The organism is Pantoea sp. CTOTU49201, assembly GCF_032054795.1.
Lineage (GTDB): Bacteria > Pseudomonadota > Gammaproteobacteria > Enterobacterales > Enterobacteriaceae > Pantoea > Pantoea symbiotica.
In genome coordinates, this window is record NZ_DAMBSA010000163.1 from 1 (window position 1) to 7,517 (window position 7,517).

Annotated in this window: 11 protein-coding genes and 1 pseudogene; 9 read left to right on the forward strand and 3 right to left on the reverse strand. The window is 52.9% G+C overall.

Annotation, left to right across the window (positions count from 1 at the left end; translation table 11 throughout):
- Positions 1-136 (forward strand): annotated as a pseudogene (locus tag RTY00_RS12770) (esterase); the annotation flags it as partial.
- 47 nt (positions 137-183) lie between these two features.
- Here the strand turns inward: RTY00_RS12770 and RTY00_RS12775 are convergent.
- On the reverse strand, positions 184-390 hold the full coding sequence (locus RTY00_RS12775) for a hypothetical protein (protein ID WP_061720184.1): 207 nt from the start codon (positions 388-390) through the stop codon (positions 184-186).
- Positions 391-778: 388 nt separating this feature from the next.
- On the opposite strand from RTY00_RS12775, the gene rpsF reads away from it, so the two are divergent.
- Genes rpsF through rplI form a run of 4 tightly spaced genes read left to right on the forward strand, consistent with a single transcriptional unit; the run spans position 779 to position 2,219 of the window.
- On the forward strand, positions 779-1,174 hold the full coding sequence (gene rpsF, locus RTY00_RS12780; RefSeq protein WP_007892026.1) for a 30S ribosomal protein S6: 396 nt from the start codon (positions 779-781) through the stop codon (positions 1,172-1,174).
- Between the two features lie 6 nt (positions 1,175-1,180).
- Positions 1,181-1,498 carry a primosomal replication protein N gene (priB, locus tag RTY00_RS12785; protein ID WP_007892027.1) on the forward strand — a complete coding sequence of 106 codons (318 nt, stop codon included), beginning with the start codon at positions 1,181-1,183 and terminating at the stop codon, positions 1,496-1,498.
- Positions 1,499-1,502: 4 nt separating this feature from the next.
- On the forward strand, positions 1,503-1,730 hold the full coding sequence (gene rpsR / locus RTY00_RS12790; protein WP_002210155.1) for a 30S ribosomal protein S18: 228 nt from the start codon (positions 1,503-1,505) through the stop codon (positions 1,728-1,730).
- A gap of 39 nt (positions 1,731-1,769) precedes the next feature.
- A complete protein-coding gene (rplI, locus tag RTY00_RS12795) occupies positions 1,770-2,219 on the forward strand; it encodes a 50S ribosomal protein L9 (RefSeq protein ID WP_008103594.1) in 450 nt (149 codons plus the stop codon).
- Positions 2,220-2,398: 179 nt separating this feature from the next.
- Here rplI and RTY00_RS12800 read toward each other — a convergent pair whose 3' ends face one another.
- A complete protein-coding gene (locus RTY00_RS12800; RefSeq protein ID WP_312664707.1) occupies positions 2,399-3,052 on the reverse strand; it encodes a LysM-like peptidoglycan-binding domain-containing protein in 654 nt (217 codons plus the stop codon).
- A gap of 216 nt (positions 3,053-3,268) precedes the next feature.
- Between RTY00_RS12800 and fklB the strand changes: the two genes are divergently transcribed.
- From fklB to RTY00_RS12815, 3 genes are all read left to right on the forward strand, one after another.
- Positions 3,269-3,889, forward strand: a complete 621-nt coding sequence (gene fklB / locus RTY00_RS12805; protein ID WP_008103590.1) for an FKBP-type peptidyl-prolyl cis-trans isomerase — start codon at positions 3,269-3,271, stop codon at positions 3,887-3,889.
- Positions 3,890-4,018: 129 nt separating this feature from the next.
- The gene (locus RTY00_RS12810) at positions 4,019-4,267 is read left to right on the forward strand and encodes a type II toxin-antitoxin system Phd/YefM family antitoxin (protein ID WP_312664708.1); all 249 of its coding nucleotides are present in this window, start codon (positions 4,019-4,021) and stop codon (positions 4,265-4,267) included.
- Positions 4,268-4,573 carry a type II toxin-antitoxin system RelE/ParE family toxin gene (locus RTY00_RS12815; RefSeq protein ID WP_312664709.1) on the forward strand — a complete coding sequence of 102 codons (306 nt, stop codon included), beginning with the start codon at positions 4,268-4,270 and terminating at the stop codon, positions 4,571-4,573.
- Positions 4,574-4,576: 3 nt separating this feature from the next.
- Here the strand turns inward: RTY00_RS12815 and RTY00_RS12820 are convergent, their stop codons facing one another.
- Positions 4,577-6,523 carry a bifunctional 2',3'-cyclic-nucleotide 2'-phosphodiesterase/3'-nucleotidase gene (locus RTY00_RS12820; RefSeq protein ID WP_312664710.1) on the reverse strand — a complete coding sequence of 649 codons (1,947 nt, stop codon included), beginning with the start codon at positions 6,521-6,523 and terminating at the stop codon, positions 4,577-4,579.
- Positions 6,524-6,816: 293 nt separating this feature from the next.
- On the opposite strand from RTY00_RS12820, the gene cysQ reads away from it, so the two are divergent.
- Positions 6,817-7,517: 3'(2'),5'-bisphosphate nucleotidase CysQ (cysQ, locus tag RTY00_RS12825; protein WP_312664711.1), on the forward strand; the 701-nt coding region annotated here is incomplete at its 3' end.

The following is a 7,517-nucleotide window of genomic DNA, read 5'->3' on the forward strand; positions in this document are numbered from 1 at the left end:
GGCGCGTCTGCAGAAAGCGTTAGGCGAGGCGCAACTCGATCAACAGATGACCGCGCTTTCCGAAAAGAACATCGGCCACAAAATCACGCCTTCGGCCCTGACTGCGCTGGTCAGTTTCTTTAAACATCATCTATAAAAAATGCGGGTTGGCGTGATTGGCGCCAGCCCGTTTAAGTTGCCGAACTAAAGTTGTGATGACAACCTTTCGGCGGCGCTGGTATTGGCACTGACTGGGTTACTGCTTGCAGGCGCATCCAACCGATTGACGTAGACATAGCCTGATGCCGCGTTGCTGTTACTTCTCATCTGCTGCGCGTAGTCAGCGGAGCTGGCAAAAGCGGGTGGAGACAGGAAGAGACCCAGTAAAGTGGCGAAAATGATCATTTTCATAATCGACTCCAGACTCACAGGGATTGCACTCTCAGACGCGGCAAATAGGATTATTCGTTGCGCCTGTAAATAGTGTAGTTCTTAACCAACTTGCCGCCAGATCGTCCCATTGAACGCCTTGTTCAGAGAATTTGATCAAACGCTCGCTAACTCACTGACGCATCTCACTTAGCACAAAAAGCCGCATCAGCTGGCACGATAGTCGCCATTTGATGAATTGTGCGCTTGAGTTTTCGCAAGGACGCCAGTATGATTACGCGTCAATTTTTCAGCTGCATTCAGAGGTGTGTTTCATTTTTTAAAATGATTCGCAACCTATAACGTTCCTTGCTTCCGTGGGCCGCAGCTGACCCTGACAGGAGGCTGAATAATCCGTAAGGAGCTATCGATGCGTCATTACGAAATCGTATTTATGGTCCACCCTGACCAGAGCGAACAGGTTCCAGGTATGATCGAGCGTTACACTGGTGCTATCACCGGTGCACAGGGCACGATTCACCGTCTGGAAGACTGGGGCCGCCGTCAGCTGGCTTACCCAATCAACAAACTGCACAAAGCTCACTATGTTCTGCTGAACGTAGAAGCGCCGCAGGAAGTGATTGACGAGCTGGAAACTAACTTCCGCTTCAACGACGCCGTTATCCGCAGCATGGTTATGCGCGTTAAGCACGCGGTAACTGAAGCATCTCCGATGGTTAAAGCTAAAGACGAGCGTCGTGATCGCCGCGAAGACTTTGCTAACGAATCGGCTGATGACTCAGATGCTGGGGATTCTGAAGAGTAATCCGACATGACGGCAAATCGACTGCGCCTGTCTGGCACTGTGTGCAAGACGCCGGTTCGAAAAGTCAGTCCGTCAGGGATTCCTCATTGCCAGTTCGTGCTTGAGCATCGTTCTGTGCAAGAGGAAGCCGGTTTCCACCGGCAAGCCTGGTGTCAAATGCCGGTGATTATCAGCGGCAGCACCCATCAGGTGATTACTCAACATATAACGGTCGGCACGCAACTCACTCTCGAAGGCTTTATTAGCTGCCATCAGGCACGCAATGGTCAGAGCAGAATGGTGTTACATGCCGAGCAGATTGATTTGATAGATTCTGGAGACTAGCCAAATGGCACGTTATTTCCGTCGTCGCAAGTTCTGCCGTTTCACCGCGGAAGGCGTTGTAGAGATTGATTACAAAGATATCGCTACACTGAAAAACTACATTACCGAAAGCGGTAAAATTGTCCCGAGCCGTATTACCGGTACTCGTGCAAAATACCAGCGCCAGCTCGCTCGTTGCATCAAGCGCGCTCGCTACCTGTCCCTGCTTCCGTACACTGATCGTCATCAGTAATCGGTAGTTGTCCATTAACGACTTTAAGAGGATAAGGTAATGCAAGTTATTCTGCTTGATAAAGTAGCAAACCTGGGCAGCCTGGGTGATCAGGTTAACGTTAAAGCGGGCTACGCTCGTAACTTCCTGGTTCCACAGGGTAAAGCTGTTCCTGCTACCAAGAAAAACGTTGAGTTCTTCGAAACACGTCGCGCTGAACTGGAAGCCAAACTGGCTGACGTTCTGGCTGCTGCTAACGCACGTGCTGAGAAAATCAACGCACTGGGCAACGTAACCATCGCGTCTAAATCAGGCGACGCTGGTAAACTGTTCGGTTCCATCGGTACCCGTGACATCGCTGATGCAGTAACTGCAGCAGGCGTTGAAGTGGCTAAAAGCGAAGTTCGTCTTCCAGAAGGCGTACTGCGCACCACCGGTGAGCACGAAGTTGACTTCCAGATCCATAGCGAAGTCTTCGCTAAACTGGTTGTGAATGTAGTTGCTGAGTAATTGTTACTCTAAATAATTCAGGGTGCAGGAAGGCGGCAAGGGAATGAATCCCCTGAACTTACTCCGGTAAGTGACTGGGGTGAATGAGCGTAGCCAACGCATCTGCAACCTGGATTATGACGAGTATACTCGGTAATGCGAAAACGCCGGCCATGTGCCGGCGTTTTTGTTTCTGCGATTTACTGAGCGCGGATAAAGCTGCCATCCGGCTGACGCGTAAACAGCACCGGACCGTTGCTGCCATCGACCGTTAAACCGGTCACCACGCCTTGCGCGTTCTGACGAATCTTCACCTGCTGACCATTCTGCAACGCGCTCAGCGGCTGGCCATCACCTTCGACACGCGCCATGGCAAACACATCATTCACTGGCAAATTGTTGTCGCGGAACAACTGCGCCAGCGTCTGGCCTGATGCCACATTGTAGGTGCGCCATTCGCCCTGCGAATCGGTTTTCGGCGGCGTATTCTGCTGTTGGTTGTTATCGTAAATCTCCGCCTGCATTGGCACTTCTTTAGCGTTATTGTCTGCCGGACGCTCAACCGGATACTGCGGTGTACTGCTCGGCCAGAGAAACGCCAGCAGCAGCACCAGCAGGGCAATGACAATGCCGCGACGATGCAAAGCGGGCAGCGGATCCATCCAGCGCACATCATCCAGCAAATGCCAGACGCGCTGCAGTGCGGCGGGAACGCGGGAAGGGTGATCGGAAGCCATTCGTGAATCCTCCTCGCTGGCGGCTTTGCGCGGAATGCGCGGCAGCCAACGTTGCAACCAAGGTAATAAAGTACGCGGTGCGCGCGTCCTGCGACGTCGTGGGGCGATCTGGCCCATGTATTCTCTCTTGTTCCGACGGTGGCAGGTGAAAACCTCGCCACAGCTATAGTATGAGCAATGCTGACAGGAAGTGCCTGGCAGCATTGAAAAATTTGACCGCTGTATTGTTTCCGTTTCGCCGGGAAATGTCATCTGCGGCGCGTGAGATTTTACGCCAGCCGCCTGCGCTGGTATGCTGCCGGTTCTATTTTTCTCCGGGATTAAGGAATCAAGATGACGACCCCTTCATTCGACAGCGTCGAATCACAAGCAAGTTACGGTATCGGTTTACAGGTAGGCCAGCAGCTGCAAGAGTCTGGACTGCAGGGTCTGCAGCCAGAAGCACTGCTCGCCGGCCTGCGCGACGCGCTGGAAGGGAACTCACCGGCCGTCCCGGTTGATGTGGTACATCGCGCACTGCGTGAAGTGCACGAGCGCGCTGAAGGCGTGCGTCGTGAGCGTGTAGAAGCGATGGCGGCAGAAGGTCAGACTTTCCTTGAGCAGAACGCACAGCGCGAAGGCGTAAGCAGCACCGAAACCGGTCTGCAGTTCAGCGTCATCACCCAGGGCGAGGGTCCAATCCCTTCACGTCAGGATCGTGTGCGCGTGCATTACACCGGCAAACTGATCGATGGCACCGTATTCGACAGCTCAGTGGCACGTGGCGAGCCAGCAGAATTCCCGGTTAGCGGCGTAATCGCCGGTTGGATCGAAGCGTTGACTCTGATGCCAGTCGGTTCCAAGTGGGAACTGGCGATTCCACACAACCTCGCTTACGGCGAGCGCGGTGCAGGCGCCTCTATCCCGCCATTCAGCACCCTGATCTTCGAAGTTGAGCTGCTGGAAATTCTGTAAGTAGCTAGTGAACTTCTCGAAAACCGGCACGAAATCATGCCGGTTTTTTTATATCTACAGATCGAGCTGGTTTTAAATTAATCAGCGCATATAATGTGCGAATCGAACGATTCACACGAAAGGTGCGGCATGTATCTACTCTCTGCCAACGAAGCCAAAACCCAATTTGGCGATATGCTATTGAAAGCGCAGCGTGAGCCGGTCCAGATTAGTCGCAACGGAAAACCGGTAGCAGTGGTCATCTCCGCTGAGGAGTATCAGGCGATTGAGGCGATGAAACAGCAATTTGTGCAGGAAAAAATTGCTCGTGCCAGAAATGACATTGCCAACGGAAAACTGACCGATGGTGAAACCTTTTTCGACCAACTGCTGGATTAAATGGCTAATTATCAGCTCACGGATGAAGCGCGACAGGATCTTGTCGATATTCGCCGGTTCACCATGCAGAACTGGGGCGATGCGCAATCGAAAATCTATTTAAGGCGTTTGCAAGAGACGTTACGCACGCTGGCAGAAATGCCGACATTGGGAAAAAGTAGAGCGTTGGATGTTGCAGAAGGTGTACTTAGCTTTCCCTATGTCAGCCATATGGTTTATTTCCAGCCGGGCCAGAAAGGCATCATTATTTTGGCGGTATTGCATCAGAGCAGGGTGCCAGCTACGCATCTGGCAACCCGCTTATAACCATTATTTCTTCTGCAAATCCACCTGCCACAACGCAAAACCTATCTCATCGCTGCCCACTGCTTTCATCGGGTAATCGGCATGCTGCTCAATAAACTTCGTGGCTTTCGCGCCAGGCGCGGTCTCAAAACGGATATCCAGCGGCGTGTTGCTATTAATCGGTGCTAAACGCCAGTTGTGATCGGCCTGCGGTTTCACTTCGCCATGCGCTTTGGTTTCGCTGCTGATATAAGCGGCAACCACCGAACGGTTCTCATCCGGCGACGCGAAGGCGACATATTTATCGCCGGTGCCGGCAAACTTGCCGCCGTAAGCGCGGTAGTTATTGGTGGCGACCAGGAAAGTGGCATCAGGATTGATAGGCTTGCCTTGCCAGCTGAGATCCTTAATGCGCGAAGCCCCTTTGTTGATCAGCGTACACTCCGCGTCATAGCGTGCCGGTTGCGTGACATCGATTTGGTACTGCACGCCATCGATCACATCGAAGTTATAGGTGCGGAAATCCCAGTTAATCAGCGATTGCGGTTTGCTGCTGTGCGGATCGATTTGATTAAACTGTGCCGCTGAACACTCCAGCCACTCCTTCACCTGCGCACCGCTGACTTTCATCACCACCAGCGTATTGGGATAGAGATAAAGATCGGCGGCGTTACGGAAGGTGAGATTACCTTTTTCCACTTCGACATAGCTGGCGGGATCGTTTTTACGACCACCGGCTTTAAACGGCGCGGCGGCAGAGAGCACCGGCAAGCGGCCAAGATCAGGATCGCCCTGAATAAAGTGCTCAACGTAAGCGCGCTGCGCGTTGTTAACGATCTGCACAGTAGGATCGTCCTGTACCAGCGACAGGTAGCTGTACATCACGTCGGCAGATTTACCGATTGGTTTGGCAACAAACTCGCGCGTGGCGCGATGATCCTGCTCCAGCACTTTCACCAGATCGGCATCTTCAGCCGCCAGCGATTTTTTCGCCGCGCTGTCATAAATTGGACGTGCTTCGGCTTTGCCCTGCGCGACCTGCCATTTACCCCCCTCGTTATTCAGCACCAGATCGACCACACCAAGATGATCGCCCCACATGCCGGGCATCACCGACGGAACACCGTTGAGCGTGCCTTGAGCGATATCAGCGCCTTTAATCGCCGCGAACTCTTTGCTCGGGAACACCGCGTGAGCGTGGCCGAACATGATGGCGTTGATGCCTGGAACCTGGCTTAAGTAGTAAACCGAATTTTCTGCCATGGCGTGATAGGGTTCACTGCTCAAACCGGAGTGCGGAATAGCGATGATTATTTCAGCACCTTTTGCGCGCATTTCCGGCACATAGCGCTTCGCTGTTTCAGTGATGTCATCAACCCGTACTTTTCCCTGCAGATTGTTACGATCCCAAACCATAATCTGTGGTGGAACGAAGCCGATATAACCAATTTTCAGGATATGTGGCTTACCGTCGCGGTCCGTTACCGTTGTTTCTTTGATTAAGTAGGGCGTAAACAGCGGTTTTCCGCTTTTCTCGTCGATAATATTGGCATTGACGTAAGGAAAGCGCGCGCCCGCCAGCGCTTTTTGCAGATAAGGTAAGCCGTAATTAAATTCGTGATTGCCGAGGTTTCCGACCGCGTAATCCAGCGTGTTCATCGCTTTATACACCGGATGCACCTCGCCGGGTTTTAGCCCTTTCGCCGCCATGTAATCGCCCAGCGGACTGCCCTGAATAATATCGCCGTTATCGACCAGCACGCTGTTCTTCGCTTCGGCGCGCGCTTGCTGAATTAAGGTGGCGGTGCGCACCAGGCCAAACTTCTCCGTCGGCGTATCTTTGTAATAATCGAAATCCATCATATTGCTGTGCAGATCGGTGGTTTCAAGAATGCGCAGATCCACCGTAGCAGCCTGTACCGTGGCGGCAGTAATACAGAGTGCCAATAACGACATGCTCGCTTTGAACATCGCTTGCTCCTTGTTCGGTCCAATGGGCCTCTCAAAATAATGTAAAACCATGACGAATTATCATTTCAATTTGTGATGGAGCTCGGACTTTCATCCAATATCTGCCGTCACGCCGCCGTAAAAGCGCATTCAGCATCCCGCCATAGCCGCCGCTGATGAACTATGGTATTGATATTCATATAGATTGCCGTAGCAGACAGCGCAGTCGCAGGCTGTTGAATGACAACTGCTAAAATAACAACAGATTGGCGGTTGGTGTCTGACAGGCAGAATCAGCGGAAAAGAGGTAAAGAATGTTAGATAAAATTTGTCAGCTGGCGCGTGATGCGGGCGATGCCATTATGCAGGTTTATAACGGCGCAGAGCCGGTTGACGTGACCCGCAAGTCGGATGATTCTCCGGTCACCGCGGCCGATCTCGCGGCGCATCGCGTTATTGTGCAAGGCCTGAAGGCGCTTTCGCCGGAGGTGCCGGTGCTGTCTGAAGAGGATCCACCGAGCTGGGATGTGCGCCAGCACTGGCAGAAATACTGGCTGGTCGATCCGCTGGATGGCACCAAAGAGTTTATCAAGCGCAACGGCGAATTCACGGTCAATATCGCGCTAATCGAAAACGGCAAACCGGTGTTAGGCGTGGTGTATGCGCCGGTGCTGGGCGTGATGTATTCGGCAGCGGAAGGTAAAGCCTGGAAAGAAGAGAACGGCCAGCAGAAACAAATCCATGCGCGTGAGGCGCGTCCACCGTTGGTGGTGGTTAGCCGTTCGCATTTCGATAGCGATACCGAGTTGCAGGAGTATTTGCATCAGCTTGGCGAGCATCAAACCACCGCCATTGGTTCTTCGCTGAAGTTCTGTCTGGTGGCCGAAGGCAGCGCGCAACTTTATCCGCGCTTCGGGCCAACTAACATCTGGGATACCGGCGCAGGCCATGCGGTGGCGATTGCCGCCGGCGCGCATGTCCACGATTGGCAGGGCAAAACCCTCGATTACGCCCC